Consider the following 16016-nt stretch of genomic DNA (forward strand, 5'->3'; position numbering starts at 1 on the left):
CTGCTCCTGGCAGCGCCGGCCCTCAGCCAAAGCCTGCCGCGATATGAATTCTTACCCATGATGATCGATCTCTACGGATTCGGCCCGGCGCTCGCCGCTGGCGCGCTGATGACCGTCAAGTTGGCGCTCACGGCCCTCTGCCTGGGGCTGGTGCTCGGCTTGCTCGGTGCCCTGGCCAAGACCTCGCCATACAAGCCGCTGCAATGGCTTGGTGGCACTTATTCAACACTGGTTCGCGGCATCCCGGAATTACTCTGGGTGCTATTGATCTATTTCGGCACCGTTAACCTGATGCGTGCCTTGGGTGAGTACTTCGGCAATCCCGACCTTGCCCTCAACGCCTTCGCCGCCGGGGTCATTGCCCTGGGCCTGTGCTTTGGCGCCTACGCCACGGAAGTGTTTCGCGGCGCGATCCTGGCGATTCCCAAGGGCCACCGCGAGGCCGGCGTCGCCCTGGGCCTGTCGAAGTGGCGGATCTTCACCCGGTTGATCATGCCGCAGATGTGGCGCATCGCCCTGCCCGGCCTGGGCAACCTGTTCATGATCCTGATGAAGGACACCGCGCTGGTCTCGGTGATCGGCCTGGAAGAAATCATGCGTCATGCGCAAATCGGCGTGACCGTGTCCAAGCAACCGTTCACCTTCTATATGGTCGCAGCCTTCATGTACCTGGGCCTGACGGTGTTCGCCATGATCGGCATGCACTTGCTGGAACGACGCGCCGCCCGTGGCTTTACCAGGAGCACCCAATGAACTGGGACGTCATCATCAAGTGGCTGCCGAAGCTGGCCCAGGGCGCCACGTTGACCCTGGAGCTGGTAGCCATCGCCGTGATCGCCGGGCTGCTGCTGGCGATTCCACTGGGCATCGCCCGCTCTTCGCGCCTGTGGTACGTACGGGCGTTGCCCTACGCCTACATCTTCTTTTTCCGTGGCACGCCGCTGTTGGTCCAGCTGTTTTTGGTCTACTACGGCCTGGCACAGTTCGATGCCGTGCGCAGCAGCGCGCTGTGGCCGTACCTGCGGGATCCGTTCTGGTGCGCCACGGTCACCATGACCCTGCACACCGCCGCCTACATCGCCGAAATCCTGCGCGGCGCCATCCAGGCCATCCCAAAGGGCGAGATCGAAGCCGCGCGGGCCCTGGGCATGTCCCGACCCAAGGCGTTGTTCTACATCATGCTGCCCCGTGCTGCGCGCATCGGCCTGCCGGCCTACAGCAACGAAGTGATCCTGATGCTCAAGGCCAGCGCCCTGGCGAGTACCGTGACCCTGCTGGAACTCACCGGCATGGCCCGCACCATCATTGCCCGGACCTACCTGCCGGTGGAGATTTTTTTCGCCGCCGGCATGTTCTACCTGCTGATGTCCTTTTTCCTGGTGCAAGGCTTCAAGCAGCTGGAGCGCTGGTTGCGCGTCGATGCCTGCCAGGGGCGCTGACAGCGGCGTGCTGACGGGCGAGGCATTGCTCGCCCGCTTCACGGCGCTGGACGCTTTTCTCACGGCGCACCAAGTGCTGTGGAAGCCGCGTCCGTTCACCTATCTGCAACTGCCTTGGGAAACGTCCCACCCGGAATTGGCCCGATGGCTACGCCAACGTTCGCTGGAAGCTGCGGAAAACGACCATCATCAGCCGTGGTTGATGGAAGGCGCACCAGCGCCCTTCCCGGAATTGGCCGCAATCTCCCGCACATTGAGCGCTGTCGCAGAATTGCCCGCCAGCACGCTCGAAGCGCCAAGCCATCGCCTGAACGTCGACGTGCCCGGGCGCAAATGGCAGCAGATCGAAGCCTTCGCCAGCCGTCTGCACTTCACCACCCAGCCGACCCACTGGCTGGATTGGTGCGCCGGCAAAGGCCATCTCGGTCGACGCCTGCTGCACGACAAACAGCAACTGACCTGCCTGGAATACGACCCTGCACTGGTCGCCAGCGGCCAACAACTGAGCCTGCGCCATCGCCTGCCCGCCACGCACCTGCAACAAGACGTGCTAGCGGCGGACGCCACCCAGGCGCTCCACCCCGAACACACCCCCGTGGCCCTGCACGCCTGCGGAGACCTGCATGTTCGCTTGATGCACCTGGCCAGCGCCGTTGGCTGTGCACAACTGGCTATCGCGCCGTGCTGTTACAACCGCATCAACACCGAACGCTATCAAGCGCTATCCGACGCCGCCAAGGGCTCTGCCCTACAGCTGTCGCTCGACGATCTCAGCCTGCCCCTGACCGAAACCGTCACCGCTGGCGCACGCGTCAGAAGACAACGGGACCACTCCATGGCCTGGCGCCTGGGCTTCGATTTGCTGCAACGGCAAATCAGAGGATGCGACGACTATCTGCCCACGCCGTCACTGCCCACCGTTTGGTTGGAAAAGTCTTTCGCCCAATACTGCATCGATCTGGCATCCCTGAAAGACTTATCCACAGTCGGCACGCCTGACTGGGTCGCCTTGGAAGCAGCGGGCCATCAGCGCTTGGCCGAAGTGCGCAATCTGGAGTTGCTGCGTGGCCTGTTCCGGCGACCACTGGAGCTTTGGCTGGTGCTGGACCGAGCGCTTTTCCTTACCCAAGAAGGCTACGACGTGCGCCTTGGCACCTTCTGCGATACGCCGCTGACGCCACGCAATCTGATGTTGTTGGCAGAACGTTACGACGCCGAAACAGCCTGTGGATAACTCTGTTGATGAAATAAACCTGGATCCAAGAAATCCGCGATTTCCTGACCGAATCAAGGCTGGTCATTTTTTGTTCACATGGATAAAAAACCATGAAAACAGGCATTTGCGACGAAACGCGAAAGCGGTCACAAAATCGCAAGATGCCCTTCGCCTCCTCCTGCCCGTTGTGCATAAGCGCCCAAGCAAAACGACATAACCGCCGAATTCAGTGCTGCCCCGCGCCAGTAATTGCGTCCACCGCGCCCGTGCTATACAACAGTCCAACGTATCGTGATTGACACAATGCCGACACACTCAAGGACTGGCCGTGACGTTCATTTCCTACGCACAAAACTTCGAAGACATACGCCTGTGGCGCGCCCTTCAATCGGTGGAAAACGGCTTTTACCTCGACGTCGGCGCCAATCACCCGACCGATGATTCGGTCACCCGAGCGTTTTACGACCGCGGCTGGCGCGGCATCAACATCGAACCGGTACCGGCCTACTACGACGCCCTCTGCCAACAACGCCCCCACGACATCAACCTGCAATGCGTGGCCGGTGAAAACGCCGAAAGCCTGACCTTCTACACCATCGCCGACACCGGCTTATCCACAGTGGAAGCCAGCGTCGCCCAGCAACACCGCGACGCCGGCATGGACGTGCGCAACCAGACCGTCCAGTCCCGCACATTGGCCTCCATCTGCGAGCAATACGCCCAGGACCGCCCCATCCACTTCCTGAAAATCGACGTCGAAGGCCACGAAGAAACCGTGCTGCGCGGCATGGACTTCAGCCGCTGGCGCCCCTGGATCATCCTCATCGAAACCCCATGGGCCCGCGACCAGACCTGGGAAAACCTGGTGACCGACGCCGGCTACCAATCCATCCTGTTCGACGGCATCAACACTTACTACCTCGCCGAAGAACACCTGGCCCTCAAGCCCGCCTTCGACATCCCCCCGTGCAACCTCGACGGCTTCCAACTCTGCAAAGGCCACAAATTCAGCCACCCCCTCAGCGATACCGACCAACAACTCAGCGCCGCCCTACAACGCGCCGAACAGGCCGAAGCCCAGCTCCACGCCATCCAAAACAGCCGCACCTGGCGAGCCCTGAACAAACTGCGCACGCTGCTGCACCGCGCCCAAGCCGGACCTGCGCAAAAATAGTCAGAATTCAGGGGTTTACAGAACGCACCCAATCGCTATAATCGTCGCCCACACGCCGGTATAGCTCAGTTGGTAGAGCAACTGACTTGTAATCAGTAGGTCCCGGGTTCGACTCCTGGTGCCGGCACCATACAAAACGAAGCCCTCGCAGAAATGCGAGGGCTTTGTTGTTTCTGGAACGTCCACTTTTCATCCACACGCTGAAACCTGTGGGAGCGAGCCTGCTCGCGATGAGGCCGTCAAACCCACCGACAATCCACCGGCCGGACGAAGGGTTGCCTTTCTTAGAACACAACGAACGAAGCGACCTCAACCAAACAGCATCTTTTGCCAGTGGTCCTCACCCACAATGGCAATCGAAGCGCCCGCCTCCCGCAGCTCCACTGCCTTCATGATCTTCGTTCCGTACGTGCTGTGGCGCCACTGCTCATTACCCACGCTGCCGACCACCAAGTAATGCACCTTCTTACTCACACCGCCCCCAATTAAACCACCCCGCTCCTCGACCAATGCCTGACAATCTTTGCGCGGCCCAAAGGCCATGACACCCGTAAACACAAACATCCGACCACCCCACACCAAATCAGGGGCCGGCGAGTTGAATGGAAGATCTGTAGGCGCAACGGCACCAGCACCACCGACCTTTGGCCTCTCGATGTCCATTCCAGAAAAGCCCTCTGTCCGACCTTACTTCGTACCGGTGGTCACAGGTGCGTTAATCCCGCACACACAATTTCTAACCCCGCCAGCATCGCGCCACGATTGCGCCCCCCCAATCGCCCGCTACTCTCCAACTGTCGCTGCCAATTCAGCGACCGGGCCTGAGAACCCGAGTAAGATGCAGGCGCCACAGCGCCCGAACCACGTTTGCGGCGTTTTTTTATGTCCGCATTCCGTGCAATGGCAGCTGTGCGTGGGAGACCTTCGGGTCTGCCGGGTTCCTGTATCTCCGGTTTCTCAGCCTGCGCACAACTGCCACCCATTCGCCTGAGAACGAACGTGGCAGCTCTCATTTGATATGGGAGTTTATCGATGCACGCCATGGATCTGCTGCTGTCTCGCTTTATCGCTTTGCTAGTCGCCGTCCGCCGCCAATTGGCAAGAGGAGGTGCGCAATGACCCATCCCAAAGACCTCAAAACCCCAGGCCTAACCCCCTTCTCCTACCACTCCGACCGCCCGCTATTCCGCGTCAACAGCGGCATCCCCATCGGCGAAGCCCTGTCCCATGCCTCCGACCTGCTCCACGTCGCCAAGGTTCTGGCCGAGGACGCGGCGATGATTCGCGGCACGGATCGGTATGCCTGGGCGTCGTGTTATTTGCAGGATATGAGCAAAGCCGTCATCGATGATGTGGTGAAGGTGCTGGAGGCGCCGGGGAGTAATCCGGCTTAACCGTCGTTGGCGCCATGCTGCTCACGGAGGTGGGCAGCATTGGGTTTTGATCTGTCGCAGCGCCGCGAGAACGGGGCGCAGGTTACAAGGAGGGCGGCTTCGCAGCCATCGGGGATAATTCTCTCGTCACAGGTTCACTGTCCCTGGCCCAAACAATTTGAAGCATATTCATCAAATCATTCCCCCCGCCGATAGCCTCAGATAAGAGCATCGCCTGACCCAAGGCTCGGCCGGCACTCGACTACACTTTCCCAGAATTCCTCCGCTCCAGGAGCAGTAAGCGATGAAGATCCGCACCAAGGTCATAGGCTCGGGGTTGGTCAGTCTTTCTTTTGCGCTGTTGCTTGGCGGTATCGGGCTGTGGGGTTATCACTCCATGACCGAGGCCCTGGTGCAGAACGAGACCAGTATTTCGGCCATGCGCAAGCACATGGAGGCGGACATGATGCATGACGCCATTCGGGCCGATGTGTTGGCCGCTTTGCTGGTGACACAGGGGGATGCCCAGGCGGCCAAGGAGGTGACGGAGGCATTCGATGAGCATACGCAGCGCATGCGCAAGGTCATCGCCGAAAACGCCGAGGCCAAGTTGCCGGCGGATGTCGCCAAGGCGATTGCCGAGCTCAAGCCACAAGTCGAAACCTACATCGACAAAGCCAAGCAAATCATTGGCAAGGCACTCAGTGGTGCCCAGGACGGCCATGCGCTGCGGGCGGAGTTCGACGGGGCGTTTTCGGCTCTGGAAGAGCGCAACGAGGCGGTGAGCGAGCTGATCGAAAACCAGGCGCAGACATCCCGCGAGCATCAGGACGGCAGCATTCAAAGCTCGGAGCGCTGGCTGATCGCGACCTTGCTGGCCACTTGCGTGGCGCTGGCGCTGTTGTCGTGGAGCCTGCTCAAGGCCGTGCTCACACCGCTGAACAAGATCATCCTCAACACCCAGGCAATTTCCCAGGGGGATTTGCAGCGCTCCATGGGCGCGCAAAGCAAGGATGAGCTGGGCCAGTTGCAAGGTGTGATCGAGCAGATGCAGACTAATCTGCGGCAGATGATCGCCACGATTCGCGGCCAGAGCGATGAGTTACACGGCACCTCCCGCAATCTGGGCGATACGGCGCGGCAGATCGTGTCCAGTGCCGATCAACAGGCCCAGAGCGCGACCAGCATGGCGGCCAGCATGGAGCAGATGATGGCGAACATCAGTCAGATCCATCAGCACGCCGACAGCGCCCGGACGATTTCGGCGCAGTCCGAACAACTGGCGAGCAGCGGTGGCCAGGTGATTCTCGGGGTGGTGGAAGGCATGAACCGGATCGCCGAGGTGGTCAACCAGTCATCCAGCAAAATCACGGCGCTGGATGCATCGTCCGAGGACATTCACTCCATCATCCAAGTGATCAAGAGCATCGCCGAGCAGACCAACTTGCTGGCCCTCAACGCCGCCATCGAAGCCGCCCGCGCCGGTGAGGCGGGCCGTGGTTTCGCGGTGGTGGCCGATGAAGTACGTAACCTGGCGGCGCGCACGACCCAGTCGACCCAGGAAATCACCGCGATGATCGAGCGCATCCAGTCCAGCGCCCGGGATGCGGTGGCGAACATGCAGGCTTGCGTCAGCCGCGTGGACGAAGGCGTCAACCTGGCCCAGCAGGCCGGGGTGTCCATCAGCGAAATCCGCACTGGCGCCCGGCATGCCGCCGAAGTGGTGGAGGAAATTTCCCAGACCATTGCCGAGCAATCCAAGGCCAGTGACGAGATGGCCCAGCGGGTAGAGTCGATTGCCGAGCAGTCCCGCGAGAACACCCGCTCGATTCACACCCTGACGCAAACGGCGGATCAATTGAACCATGCGGCGGGATCGATGCAGGCTTCGGTGCAGCAGTTCAAGATCTGATCAATCGACACTGTTGTGGCGAGAGTGCTTGCTCCCGCGGGCGGCACAACATCCTCTGCTTTCAATAATCGCGAATTATTGAAAATTATGGCTGGGCAATAATGATTGCCCAGCCATAAACACTGCAAAACCCCTGGCTCACACCTGACTCACCTCAAACACAAACGAAATCTCCCGCTTCTGGGCACTCCAGACGTACCGAATATGCTTGCCCTGCACCGGAATCGATACCGCCGGTGGGCGAAACGCCGCCACGCATTCGTGGCCGGGCAGGCGCACGCTGTTGTACAGCAGCCCCCACGACAAGGTTTCCCGCAGTTGCCGGGCGAACACTTGGGACGGGCCGTAGGCAGTAGGGTCCGGGTCGTGAAGGTGGGGGTAGTCGTGGCGGATGTCGTGCAAGGGTTTGACGACCTTGTTGACGTAGGTACGCATGGTCAACTCCAGGTCTGGCTCGTTGGTCGCGCCGAGGAATCGTGCCTGGTGGTAGCAGGTTTCAGCGATGGCGGCTTCCTGGCTGCTGGCGGCGTAGTAGACACCGAAGGTGCCGTCGCTGAAGCGGCTGCTTTTGCCGATGTGGGTAAACGCCGCCATCACCGGCGAGGAACCGGGCCCCGAAACGCGGTCCTCGGGGCGGACCCGGGACAGCACGCCAGCCTGTTCCATCAGCCGGTCATTGGTCAGCGCCTCCAGAGCGTAGGCCGTGGGCAGGTCTTCAGGGTCGAGTACGTCTTCAAACAGCGAAATCGGTGGGAAGCTGCTGTTGACGATCCGATAGGCCCGTTTCCATTGCGGGTCCGCCAAGGGTGGCATCATCAACCGCGCACTCCGTCGAGATATCGCCGCACATCGGCGATGTCCACCACCCGCCCGGTCAGCATGTAGGACAGCGCCGACTGGCCGTTGAACGGTGCCGCGGTATTCGGGCTGCTGACCCACTGATAGGCACGGTCCCGGCTATTGCTGAAGATGATGCTCAGCGCCTTGTGAATACCCATGAGGTAAGAGATACGCTCCAGCGTATCGCGAGGCAGCTTCACGTTTTCCGGCAACTGTTTGTATTTGTAGAAGGTCGTGTTTCCCACCTTGCCCAGCAATATGCGCTGCTGCTCGACACTGCAGCCCCAGAGCTCCATGAGGTTGAAGAAAAACTTCAACGCGACTCGACCCGCGCCCGGGGAGTCCAGTTGTTGCTGTGCATTGAGGTTGATGGAGGGAGTCGCCATGGGTCTAGGCTCCTTTGTCGCGGGGTGGTGCTTAGAGGATAGTACAGATATGGATTATTTTTAAGTTTTTATTCGCAAGTGAATTAAAGCGTTCCCCGCCGACCGATCCTGCCAGCATCGACTGGGCAAAATCCCTAAATCCCGCATAAGCTCCAACCATCGCTTGCCGGCGCTTTTCGGCACAAAATCGCGACAAGCGTGGCAAGGTGCTTGATGATAGCCAGCATGCACTGCCTGGCCCGGACCAGGTGCACAACAATAGCGAGCCCACTTAAGCAGAGGGCATTACCTCATGGATAGCAGAACCCTACGCAACCTCATGCGCATCGTGCAGACCGGCTCCTTGTCGGCAGCGGCCGAACATTCGTGCCTCACGGTGCAGGCGTTGGCGGCGCAGTTGAACAAGGTCGAGGAACAGTTCGGTTTCCGGTTGTTCCGGCGCTCGAACAAAGGCCTGACCTTGACGAGCCAGGGCTCGGAACTGACCCCCTTCATGGATCAGGTGCTGGTTGCCACCCGACAGTTGGAGGAGAAAGTCGCGGCGCTCAAGACACCGCGACAGCGCACGCTCAGAGTGGCACTCAATACCACCCTGCCAGCGGAATTCAACCGGCGGATGATCGACCGGTTGATCGCTGTGTTTCCCCAGTATCAGCTGGAATTCAGCTATGCCGAGTCGATGGAGAACCTGAGCAAGCTCAGGAATGAAGATTTTGACCTGGCGATCCTGATCGGGCAGCAACAGGGCGGTTTTTCCAGCATCACCATGCCGGATGTGCAGGTGCAGGTGGTCGGCGCCCATTGCGGCGACGAAGACGACTCCCTTGGCTTGCTCGGTGACAAGTTTCAGGTGCGTCCGGCAGAAGAATGCCCGTATTCCCAAAGCTTCCTGCGTTTTCTCGACGCAGGCCTGGGTGAGTACGGGTCGAGCCAGCGAATGGTGTACTCCTGCAGTGAAACACTGACGTTGTCGTTGATCACCCAGCTCGACGGCCTGGGGCTGGTGTCCCGGGAAGCGGCGCTGCGCAATGGCTTGGCGATTTTCCCGGACTTCGAGGATTTCCTTGAAGTCCGCCTGGCGGTGAACAATCCGGAGTTGTCGGGCCAGGCGCTGCACGATGTGGTGGACCTGACGCTACAGGAACGAACCGAGCGCGATGTACGCCGCCGTGCCCACCGCCACGCTGAGAAACAGGTTGCGGCTGAAATACGCACATAACAACGTCGGAATCGCTGCATAAAACTCAGGGCGGTCGAGTTGTATCTGCTGATCCTTGATCAACAAGGGGGTCAGGCTGATGGCAGCGACGATCGCCACTGGCAGGTATTCCAAGGCTCGGGCAACGAAGGGCGGCCAGTGCTCGGTATTGACCTGCAGTGGCAAGGCGCGTGGCAGGAAAGTCACGGCCATCATCAGGGCCACGACCAGGATCAGGAACGTTTGGTCAGGCATACGCCCACCCCGCAGCCAACGAACGTGGCAATGAAGACGTTGAATGGCGAGCTGCCCAGCAGGCTCAGCCCTCCCATGCAGACGACAGCCGCCAGGGCCGCGATCAGTTTGTTGCGGGTGTTGCACAACGAAACCAGCACGTAGAGCATCATCGCGGTCAGGGCATAGTCGAGCTTGTACTTGATGAGGTGCGCCGCGTACTGCGCGCAAACGGCCCCCAGCAAGCCGCCGAGCACCCAGGAGGTGTGGCAGAACAGGTTGAAGCCGACCAGGTAGCGCACGCTGACCGGTGCCCCACTGCCAAGCTTGACGCTATGGAACGCGAACGACTCGTCCGTCAGCCCAGCCGCGTAACACCAGCGCTCGAAACGGCTGAGCCCCAATGCACGCAGGGCCTTGGCCATGTAGACCGACATCAACATGTGCCGGGCATTGATCAGGAACGTGGTAAGCACGATGGTGGTCAGCGACGCACCGCTGGAAATCAACGCCAGCGCGGCGAATTGCGAAGCGCCCGCGTAAACGAACAGGCACATCGCTACTGGCAACCACAGGGGCAGCCCGGCGTTGACCGCCATCAGACCGAACACAAACGAAACCGTGAAATAACCCGCTACCACCGGACTGGCTTCAGCGAAGGTACGCGAGGCTTGTGGTTCGACCGCCAGCGGCTGGCTGGAAGTCTTGTTCATAAATCCCTCTCGAAGGTGATTTCACCCCGAGGCTCACAGAACCCCTGGGCAGCCCAGAAGCGCTTGCCGGCCAGATTAGCATCGTCGACGAAAAGGAACATGCGCAGCACGCCGACCCGTTTCATGTCGGCCGAGGCCGCTTCCACCAGGCGCTGGCCCAGGCCTCGGGTACGATGTGCCGGACTGACGGCCAGGTGATTGATCGTGCCGCGGGTGCCGAGCATGCCCCCAATCACAGCACCGACCACTTCACCACTGGCATCGACCGCCAGGTAGGCGGTGGTGGTGTCCTGCAACAACACCCCCCGCAAAAATCGAGCATCCTGCCATTCGCAGAACGACACTTCGTTGAATCCGCGAAAAAACTGCTCCAGTCGTTCCGCGTCCCTGACCTGGGCCCGGCGCAACAGGACCTGCTGCACCGAATCGTCCATGGGTTCGAGCCGTTCAGCGAACAATGTCGAAAGCGGTCCCGGGCCGCGAGAAGGAAATGGCCAGGATTTGCCGGAACGCCATTTCATGGGCGTGAACATTGCGGGCCGGCGTCACGTAATGGCGCATATCGCGATCGAGGAAGAACGTGGTGTCGAGGATGTCCTCGTAGGTAATCGCCGCCAGTTGTTCTTCCTGGGCCGTGTACAAACGGCTTTCGGCGCCCGCCACATTATGGCGGCCCCAGAAGTGCACGCCGCTGAACGGATACCCGTCGCAGTGGATTCCTTCGGGTGTGATTTCCAGCTGTTTACCTGGCTTGATCTCGATGCGGATCTGGTGGATCTGGCACTGCCAGATTTCATCGTGCAGTTCCTGCGGCAGGACGTTCTTGTAGACCTCGAAGTCCGTGTCGATCAGGCTGCGCATCACCGGCGAGTTGATCACTTCGTTGGAAAAGTCCTGGAAGTGCCGCTCCAGGCCGCCGACATAGCTGTTGTTAGCCTTGGACTGGATGTAGGCCCGGTGTTCGAGCTGCGTGAGCTCACGAGTCGTCGGGTTGTATTCGAAGTCGCTGTAGCGGCGAAAACGCATGCCTGACTCGGCCTGGCCGTAGTAGCTGTCGGGTTCCATGTTTTCCCAGCTTTTGGTCAGCCGGACAAAATCGCCGAAATGACCGTAGAGGTTGAAGTCCCCACCGCGAACGTTGACGTATTTGTCACGTCTTAGCGCTTCGCCCACTTCCCTGTTCAGAACGATCATTTTTCATAGGTCTCCACTGCATTGAGCGGCCTAATCTAGTAGGTGCAGGATTTACGTCCATGAGAAAGTATTTGAGGCACTTCAAGCCGTGCTTGAAACGGCGGTTGAAGTTTCATTAGTACGACTTTTCCTCGGGGAAACGCGCGTTTTTTGCGACTTTTCTGGCGTCAAAAGGTAAAAAACCCCCGAGTTGACGTCGGGGGTTTCTATCAGGCGCTTGTCACGCAATCAGGCATCAGAAGACATTGATCGGGTAATCCACGAACACTCGCAGCTCGTTGCCGCTGACGTTGTACTCGCTCGACTTCTGCGACACACGCAGCACGGAACTGCGCAACCTGACGCTCAAGTCCTTGGCCGGACCACCTTGGACCACGTACTTGAACTGGTTGAAGATCTCGCGCTCGGTGCCGCCTTCGCTGGTGGAGGTGGTGATGTTATCGCCACGCACGTAAGCGACGTTATAGGTCAGGCCCGGTACGCCGAAGGTGGTGAAATCCAGGCCATAGCCCAACTGCCAGCTGCGCTCGTCTTCAGCGTTGAAGTCGGACCAGTAGGAGTTGGCCAGGTAGATCGTGTTACCACCATCACCCACGCGATTCTGCCCGCGCTGATAACCGCCGTAGGCGTAACCCAGGTTGCTGTCGCCGGTGCTGCGCTGGTGGGCGAGGGTGAAGCTGTGCGGGCCCGTGGCAAAGGTGGCAGCCAGGCTCCAGATCTTGTTGTCGTCACCGGTGACGTTGTTTTCGCGAACGTAGCTGTTGTCCAGCTTGGTGCGATAACCGTTGAAGTCCAGGGTCAGGGACTGATCCTTGGCCAGCGGGAACACATAGTTGGCGTTCACGTATTGCTTCTTCAATACGTCCTCGACATCCGAGGCGTAGAGCGAAGCCTTGAACTGCTCGGTGAACTGATAGCTGCCACCCAATACGTTGATCGACTTCAGGCCACCGCTGTCACGGCCTTCGGCGCTCTTGCGCGATTCGGCGGTAAAACGGCCGGCATTCAGTTCCAGGCCTTTGATCTCCTTGGAAGTGATCAGCGTGCCGGTGTAGCTTTCCGGCAGCAGGCGCGAATTGTCATAGCTCAGCACCGGCAGGGCCGGCATCTGGTCACCGTAGGCCAGCACGGTATTGGAGACGCGGAACTTGACCGCTGCACCGAACTTGGAGAGGTCATCGGCGGCGTTGCCGCTGTCGCCTTGCTTGAAGAAGTCGATGCCTTGGGCACCGCTACGCCCCTTGCCGCCGTCCAGACGCAACGCGTACAGGCCGAAGGCATCTACACCCACGCCCACCGTGCCCTGGGTGAAACCGGACGAGAAGGTACCGATGGCCGCCTGGCCCCACTCGGCCTTGTCCTCGTTGCCATCTTTGTAGTCGCGATTGATATAAGCGTTGCGCAACAGCACTTTCAAGCTGCTGTCTTCAACGAACCCCTTGGACTCAGCCTGGTCATTGGCCATGGCGTGTGTCGTGCTCAAGATCCCCAGTGCGATCAAACTAATGCGCTTGTTCAACATGATTATTTTCCTTGTACGGGTTGATACGCACTGCGGCGGGCAGCCGAAATGGCGCTTTTTGCGCTCTTTTTCGGACTCTTGCTCCTGAAATAATGAAAAGGCCCGCCCACGAGTGATCGTGTCGGGCCTTTTTATTATTTAAGAGTCATGGCTGTTAGCCACAGGCGTGGGCGAATCCTAGTCGCGCGCTCAACGGTGTGTCAATTTCGTGAATCGTCTGTAATTAGGCGAAAAACGTCTAAGAACGATCAGAACGAACAGCCGTCCAGACCGCACGCCGCGGACGGTGTGGAGGGCTGCGCCGGTAGGGTTTGCGCCAGCCACTGGGCGAATGCCTCGGGCTTGCCGAGCCAGGGGCCGATGTCGATCAGCGTGAACTGACCGTCCTGCTCCAAGGCCAAGGTTGGGAAACCCTGGCCACCGACCTGGGCCAGCAAGGTGCGACTGGCCTTGATGTGCCCTTGCACATCAACCGTGCTGAACGCGGCCAGGAACGCCTGGGCCGGCAGGCCAACGGATTGAGCGAGCTCCAGCAGAACGGCTTCGTCAGCGATGCGCCGACCTTCGACGTAGTGTGCGGTTTGCAGGCGCCCGAGCAATTCCAGGCCATGGCCGTCGAGTTGTTCGGCGGCGAGGATGGCGGCGGTCGGTGGCGTCGAATCGAACACGGCGCTGTGGTCTCGCAGCAAACCTTCGAAATAGGCCTCGCCAAATGGCTGCCCGGAATATTCGGCGATGCGCCGGTCGTGGGGCATCACGTAATTGCGCAGCTGCGGCGAGACCTGTTGGCGATTGGCACCGGTCATCATGCCGCCACCATGGACGATCACCGGCAGCACCGCCCGGGCAGCCTGCACCAGCGGTTTGGCGCCGTAGCACCAGCCACACAGCGGGTCGTAGATGTAATGAAGGGTGGTCATGGGAACTCCGCTAGCCATGTAGATTGGTTGGCGGCAGGTTAATCCCGTGGGCGTTGCAGAAAAACGCCGGAATGGCTTTCAGTGTGTTTCGTGGATCGGTCGAATCCCCCGCCTGAATGAACTCTGATCCTGTGGGATTTTGTGTGAGCTCGAAAACCAGCGGACACAAAAAAAGCGCTGCCATCCCGGCCAGCGCTTTTTATCAATCCGTCGAATTCTATCCTTGCATCACATCCCACAACGCTTCCAGCTCCGCCTCGCTGAACAGGCCAGCGGGGTAGCGTTCAACGATCACCCGGCGCGGATCAGGTTCTCTGATCTGACGCGTTCCGTTGGACTTCAACCACTGCGCCAAGGCTTGAAGCGACTCACCATTAACGGCCAAGGGATGGCATGTGCGCTCGCTTATCATATTCATTCCAGCGCCCTCTCCTGGTTGATGAGCGGCCAATTTATCCAAGGTTTATGACAAAACAACGCAGTCCCGCTCCCCGAAACTGCCGAGATGCTGATACAAGAGCTATGCCAATGTATCCCCGACAACCATAAAACAGACACAAAAAAAACCGCGACCCAATCGGGCCGCGGGCTTGCCAGGATGGATCCAAAAACGCCGACCTAGAGCGGGCGCCATTGATATCACCAAGCTGTTACATCGCCACTCATTTTGTGCGCGGCGCGGGTTGCTGTTGGGTAAGGCAATGGATATTGCCGCCCCCCAGTAACAGTTCACGCCCAGGCACCATGACCACTTCGTGCTCCGGGAACAGGCTCTGCAGGATGTCTTTGGCCGGGCCATCGAGCGGATCGTCAAAACTTGGCGCAATGATGCCGCCGTTGACGATCAGGAAGTTCACATAAGAGCCGGCCAGCCGCACAGTTGGGTTGCGCTCCTGGGAACCTTCTACTGCGTCCACGCCTGCACATTCCTCTTCGGTGGCATACAACGGCCCCGGAATCGGCATTTTGTGCACTGTGAACGGGCGTCCCTTGGCGTCAGTGCTGTTTTGCAGCACGTTTATCGCCGCGTGGCAGCGAGTGTAGTTCGGGTCTTGCGGGTCGTCGGTCCAGGCAAGCAGCACTTCACCAGGCCGCACGTAACAACAAAAGTTATCCACATGGCCGTCGGTTTCGTCGTTGAACAGACCATCCGGCAGCCAGATGACCTTGTCCACCGCCAACTGCGCACTGAGCACCGCCTCGATCGCTTCACGGCTCAAGTGCGGGTTGCGATTGCGGTTGAGCAGGCATTCCTCGGTGGTGATCAGGGTACCTTCGCCATCCACGTGGATCGATCCGCCCTCGAGCACAAAACCTTCGGTGCGGTAGCGCGGGCTGCGTTCGATCTCGAGAATCTTGCCAGCCACTTGCGAATCACGGTTCCATGGCGCGTACAGGCCACCGTCGAAACCGCCCCAGGCATTAAAGTCCCAGTCGACGCCACGCACCTCGCCGCTGTCATTGATCACGAACGTAGGGCCCGTGTCACGGACCCAGGCGTCGTCGCTGGACATTTCCACCAGGCGGATATTCGGCACGTCGAGACGCGCCCGGGCATTTTCGTATTGGGCCGCGGACACCGCGACGGTCACCGGTTCAAAACGGGCGATAGCCTTGGCGACCGCCACGTGGGCAGCCTGCGCGGGCTTGCCACCCAGGCGCCAGTTGTCCGGGCGCTCGGGCCAGACCATCCAGACCTGGGTCTGAGCCGCCCATTCGGCAGGCATGTGAAAACCATCCGCGCGGGGAGTGCTGTGCAACGTTGTCATGGGTCATCTCCTGGGCGATGGGCAATGTCGACTTTATAGACGATAAATATCGACTAATAAAGTCTAAAAATCTAATAACCACCAGATACAAGCTAAAAATATCGACAAAAATCGATTTTAAAACGC

17 protein-coding genes, 1 tRNA gene and 1 pseudogene are annotated in these 16016 nt (G+C 59.6%); 8 read left to right on the forward strand and 11 right to left on the reverse strand.

The window, feature by feature from the left end; genetic code table 11:
* Nucleotides 1-57 precede the first annotated feature (57 nt).
* The 5 genes from GN234_RS16565 (at nucleotide 58) to GN234_RS16585 (ending at nucleotide 3959) form a co-directional block, all read left to right on the forward strand.
* Complete coding sequence (locus GN234_RS16565) at nucleotides 58-753, forward strand: ABC transporter permease (RefSeq protein WP_109751966.1); 696 nt, start codon at nucleotides 58-60, stop codon at nucleotides 751-753.
* Nucleotides 750-1439 carry an ABC transporter permease gene (locus GN234_RS16570; protein WP_109751965.1) on the forward strand — a complete coding sequence of 230 codons (690 nt, stop codon included), beginning with the start codon at nucleotides 750-752 and terminating at the stop codon, nucleotides 1437-1439. Before GN234_RS16565 ends, GN234_RS16570 begins: the two co-directional genes overlap by 4 nt.
* Nucleotides 1420-2673, forward strand: a complete 1254-nt coding sequence (locus tag GN234_RS16575; protein ID WP_176688787.1) for a methyltransferase — start codon at nucleotides 1420-1422, stop codon at nucleotides 2671-2673. The genes GN234_RS16570 and GN234_RS16575 overlap by 20 nt, the downstream gene beginning before the upstream one ends.
* Before the next feature lie 310 nt (nucleotides 2674-2983).
* Nucleotides 2984-3829, forward strand: a complete 846-nt coding sequence (locus GN234_RS16580) for an FkbM family methyltransferase (protein WP_176688788.1) — start codon at nucleotides 2984-2986, stop codon at nucleotides 3827-3829.
* 54 nt (nucleotides 3830-3883) lie between these two features.
* Nucleotides 3884-3959, forward strand: a tRNA-Thr gene (locus GN234_RS16585).
* A gap of 179 nt (nucleotides 3960-4138) precedes the next feature.
* Here the strand turns inward: GN234_RS16585 and GN234_RS16590 are convergent.
* A pseudogene (locus GN234_RS16590) lies at nucleotides 4139-4465 on the reverse strand (BRCT domain-containing protein); the annotation flags it as partial.
* Between the two features lie 479 nt (nucleotides 4466-4944).
* On the opposite strand from GN234_RS16590, the gene GN234_RS16595 reads away from it, so the two are divergent.
* A complete protein-coding gene (locus GN234_RS16595; protein ID WP_163855718.1) occupies nucleotides 4945-5223 on the forward strand; it encodes a DUF3077 domain-containing protein in 279 nt (92 codons plus the stop codon).
* A 283-nt stretch (nucleotides 5224-5506) separates the two neighbouring features.
* On the forward strand, nucleotides 5507-7114 hold the full coding sequence (locus GN234_RS16600; protein ID WP_116833954.1) for a methyl-accepting chemotaxis protein: 1608 nt from the start codon (nucleotides 5507-5509) through the stop codon (nucleotides 7112-7114).
* 138 nt (nucleotides 7115-7252) lie between these two features.
* Here GN234_RS16600 and GN234_RS16605 read toward each other — a convergent pair whose 3' ends face one another.
* Nucleotides 7253-7930, reverse strand: a complete 678-nt coding sequence (locus GN234_RS16605) for an RES family NAD+ phosphorylase (protein WP_109751958.1) — start codon at nucleotides 7928-7930, stop codon at nucleotides 7253-7255.
* On the reverse strand, nucleotides 7930-8340 hold the full coding sequence (locus GN234_RS16610) for an MbcA/ParS/Xre antitoxin family protein (RefSeq protein WP_109751957.1): 411 nt from the start codon (nucleotides 8338-8340) through the stop codon (nucleotides 7930-7932). Before GN234_RS16610 ends, GN234_RS16605 begins: the two co-directional genes overlap by 1 nt.
* A gap of 292 nt (nucleotides 8341-8632) precedes the next feature.
* On the opposite strand from GN234_RS16610, the gene GN234_RS16615 reads away from it, so the two are divergent.
* Nucleotides 8633-9559, forward strand: a complete 927-nt coding sequence (locus GN234_RS16615; protein WP_109751956.1) for a LysR family transcriptional regulator — start codon at nucleotides 8633-8635, stop codon at nucleotides 9557-9559.
* Here the strand turns inward: GN234_RS16615 and GN234_RS16620 are convergent.
* The 8 genes from GN234_RS16620 to aguA form a co-directional block, all read right to left on the reverse strand.
* Complete coding sequence (locus GN234_RS16620; protein ID WP_109751955.1) at nucleotides 9476-9793, reverse strand: AzlD domain-containing protein; 318 nt, start codon at nucleotides 9791-9793, stop codon at nucleotides 9476-9478. The two genes, GN234_RS16615 and GN234_RS16620, sit on opposite strands and share 84 nt — an antisense overlap.
* Nucleotides 9772-10485: an AzlC family ABC transporter permease gene (locus GN234_RS16625; RefSeq protein ID WP_109751954.1), complete on the reverse strand. Its 714-nt coding sequence runs from the start codon at nucleotides 10483-10485 to the stop codon at nucleotides 9772-9774. Before GN234_RS16625 ends, GN234_RS16620 begins: the two co-directional genes overlap by 22 nt.
* Entirely contained in the window at nucleotides 10482-10919 is a 438-nt protein-coding gene (locus GN234_RS16630) for a GNAT family N-acetyltransferase (RefSeq protein ID WP_176688789.1), read from the reverse strand. The genes GN234_RS16625 and GN234_RS16630 overlap by 4 nt, the downstream gene beginning before the upstream one ends.
* Before the next feature lie 13 nt (nucleotides 10920-10932).
* A complete protein-coding gene (locus tag GN234_RS16635) occupies nucleotides 10933-11679 on the reverse strand; it encodes a 2OG-Fe dioxygenase family protein (protein ID WP_109751953.1) in 747 nt (248 codons plus the stop codon).
* Between the two features lie 235 nt (nucleotides 11680-11914).
* Entirely contained in the window at nucleotides 11915-13201 is a 1287-nt protein-coding gene (locus tag GN234_RS16640; RefSeq protein ID WP_109751952.1) for an OprD family porin, read from the reverse strand.
* Nucleotides 13202-13449: 248 nt separating this feature from the next.
* Nucleotides 13450-14121 (reverse strand): DsbA family protein, encoded by a 672-nt coding sequence (locus tag GN234_RS16645; RefSeq protein WP_176688790.1) that lies wholly within the window; start codon nucleotides 14119-14121, stop codon nucleotides 13450-13452.
* Between the two features lie 217 nt (nucleotides 14122-14338).
* Nucleotides 14339-14539, reverse strand: coding sequence for a hypothetical protein (locus GN234_RS16650; RefSeq protein ID WP_109751950.1), 201 nt, complete (start codon nucleotides 14537-14539; stop codon nucleotides 14339-14341).
* Nucleotides 14540-14783: 244 nt separating this feature from the next.
* Nucleotides 14784-15890, reverse strand: coding sequence for an agmatine deiminase (aguA, locus tag GN234_RS16655; protein WP_109751949.1), 1107 nt, complete (start codon nucleotides 15888-15890; stop codon nucleotides 14784-14786).
* Nucleotides 15891-16016 lie beyond the last annotated feature (126 nt).

The sequence above is a fragment of the Pseudomonas bijieensis genome, from assembly GCF_013347965.1.
In the GTDB taxonomy this organism is placed as follows: Bacteria; Pseudomonadota; Gammaproteobacteria; order Pseudomonadales; family Pseudomonadaceae; genus Aquipseudomonas; species Aquipseudomonas bijieensis.